The 1,411-nt window shown below is 65.5% G+C and carries 2 protein-coding genes; one reads left to right on the forward strand and one right to left on the reverse strand.

Features of this window, described 5'->3' with window-relative positions; all coding sequences use genetic code 11:
- Nucleotides 1–459, forward strand: a 459-nt coding sequence (locus EP26_RS34435; RefSeq protein WP_211259652.1) for a sensor histidine kinase, incomplete at its 5' end; no start/stop codon positions are given.
- Between the two features lie 420 nt (nucleotides 460–879).
- Here EP26_RS34435 and EP26_RS30840 read toward each other — a convergent pair.
- On the reverse strand, nucleotides 880–1,266 hold the full coding sequence (locus EP26_RS30840; protein ID WP_157034005.1) for a hypothetical protein: 387 nt from the start codon (nucleotides 1,264–1,266) through the stop codon (nucleotides 880–882).
- Between the last annotated feature and the right edge of the window lie 145 nt (nucleotides 1,267–1,411).

Here is a 1,411-nt window from a genome sequence, read left to right on the forward strand (position 1 = left end):
TCGCTGGCGGCAGCGACGGCAGCAAGCTACGGCATGGGACAGCGGGTTACGATCGAAGTTATGCCCTCGGACTGCCGGGTGGACCTGAATATGGCAGTGCCGCTCGGCCTCGCGGCATCCGAAGCGATCTCAAATGCATTCAAGCATGCTTTTCCAGCCGGGCGCCGCGGATGTGTGCGGCTGGCCTTCCAGGCACCAACTGAGGCCACGGATGGGGAAGTCACGGTCAGCGACGATGGCATCGGTGTCTCCGAGCCGCCCTCTGCCGGTCGGCGAGGTGCAGGCTCCTCAATTGCAGAGGCCTTGGCGCGTCAAGTTGGCGGGCAGGTCGCAGTAGAGCGGAACAATGGGACGGTGTGGCGCCTGACCTTCAAACGGCTTGGCCAAGGCAACAACGAAGCGGTCGCCGTAGCCTCTGGAAACAACCGGGTTGACTTGCCGATCATCGAACCAGTGTAAGTCGATCACCGGACGCCGCAGATCGAAACGAAGTTGGGTCCACGCACTGGTGCTTGGCATCTCCTGATCGCGGTTGCATGCCCTCACCCCTGACCGCGTGGCCGTTCTGAGCGACGACACTCCATAACAGGGCGCCCATCTCCAGCCCGCCTTACCTCAGGCCGATGCCCAGGGGCATCAAAGCGGTGCAGCGCTCGGGTCTGGGAAGGTGACCACCACGGCTGTGCCCTCGCCACCCGATCCATTCTCCATCACGGCTCGGCCCCTGACCTGCTTGGCAAACATCTCAACGAGCCGCAGCCCAAAGGAGCCCGTCCGGCGCTCGACCGACATGCCTGCACCATCGTCCTCGGTTCGAGCGGAAACGTAGCGGCGGGGTGAGCGTCGGCACAAGCTATTTGCAGACCTGCCCTGCCGGGCCTAGCTAATCTGGCCGCGGTCCTCCCCGCTCGGGAGGGCGTTGCTCGGCGTAGATGCCGTGCGCCGGTTGCGGGCCACGTTCAGTAAGCCGGCGCAGGTGGTGACCAGCGCCATCACGGCGCCGACCAGCGCGGTCAAGAAGCCGAGCATCGCTAAGAGGTTCGGGAGCAGGAGGCTGTAGTCGGCCAGGACGGGCGGGGTGGTCCCCGCACCCGCGGAGATGATCCGCACCTCCCCAAGGGCGACCAGCGCAAGGCCGAGCCCCAGCAGGGTGAGCGCGCGCCAGAACCACGTCCCGTACCAGCGCCGCCCCGTTTCACCCTTCTCCTTGACCATAGCTTCCTCGGCCCTTGCTGAAGCAGCAGTGAGCACGGACGGAGCCGCCATGTACGGCCCACCCTTCCGGACAGTATTAGTCACGCTCCCCGTTTGATGTCTTCCTTCTCGGGCGGCGGCCTTTTGCCCTCAGCGGCCTCGCGCTCGGCCACCCGCTTCGTCATGTGCGCCACCACCTGCTCCGCGGTGCCGTAAA

The sequence above is a fragment of the Belnapia moabensis DSM 16746 genome, from assembly GCF_000745835.1.
In the GTDB taxonomy this organism is placed as follows: domain Bacteria; phylum Pseudomonadota; class Alphaproteobacteria; order Acetobacterales; family Acetobacteraceae; genus Belnapia; species Belnapia moabensis.

Bases quoted from the DNA above. Each gene is read 5' to 3' on its own strand.
- EP26_RS30840 (WP_157034005.1), bottom strand. From the start codon at position 1,266: ATGGCGGCTCCGTCCGTGCTCACTGCTGCTTCAGCAAGGGCCGAGGAA.